General features: G+C 34.6%; 1 protein-coding gene. It reads left to right on the top strand.

Annotation, left to right across the window (positions count from 1 at the left end; all coding sequences use genetic code 11):
- Nucleotides 1–91 precede the first annotated feature (91 nt).
- Nucleotides 92–309 (top strand): hypothetical protein (locus FET73_RS15175; RefSeq protein WP_218944370.1); only part of this gene is annotated, 218 nt, incomplete at its 3' end.

Here is a 309-nt window from a genome sequence, read left to right as displayed (position 1 = left end):
TTGACCTCTAACTATATATTATCAAAAAAATTACGTGAATTTTTAAAGTTATGGTCACTTGTCGTTGTACTCATTCAAGCACCCTTTCCAAGTGTCCACAAAAGTTATCTTATTAGTTTTTAAATTACTTTTTAAACCCGATGGCATTTCGCTCAGCAGGGGGCGATATTATCGCCGTTTTGATTTCGTTTGCAAGCTTTATTTTCAATCTTTTTCAAAACCAAATCAAACCGCTTTCAAAATCTTTTCCCTTCATCTCGAAGGGCTGCGTATTATCGCTTTATTTTCACCTTATGCAAGCGGTTTTTT

It is taken from the genome of Marinicella rhabdoformis (assembly GCF_009671245.1).
Classification (GTDB): Bacteria; Pseudomonadota; Gammaproteobacteria; order Xanthomonadales; family Marinicellaceae; genus Marinicella; species Marinicella rhabdoformis.
The sequence above is the reverse complement of the archived record's forward strand: the minus strand, read 5'-3'. Positions and strand labels throughout refer to the sequence as shown.